The organism is Oleiphilus sp. HI0117, from assembly GCF_001635235.1.
On the sequence record NZ_LWGA01000228.1, the window covers coordinates 1 to 288 of the forward strand.

A 288-nucleotide genomic window follows, 5' to 3' on the forward strand; every position below is an offset into this window, starting at 1 on the left:
TCCATACAGGCATTTACTATGAAAAACTTCATTGATTTACTCGAAAAGAAACAGCTAATCTGGCATGGCCGGAGTAGGCAACAAGCACCTGAGTTCGAAACATCCGGCTACTCCGAGCTCGATGTTCACTTGTCTGGCGGCTTTCCAAAAAAAGGCGTTGTAATGCTGCACTCAACTTGTGGTATCGGCGAGCTTCGCCTGTTATTACCCTCGTTAATAAACAAACAAGGCCTCTGCATATTTATCAACCCGCCAGGTATTTTGAGTGCTGAGTTCTTTTATCATCAA

Annotated in this window: 1 protein-coding gene; it reads left to right on the forward strand. The window is 44.1% G+C overall.

The window, feature by feature from the left end:
* Window positions 1-18: 18 nt before the first annotated feature.
* Window positions 19-288, forward strand: a 270-nt coding sequence (locus A3757_RS02855) for a hypothetical protein (protein WP_197469686.1), incomplete at its 3' end; no start/stop codon positions are given.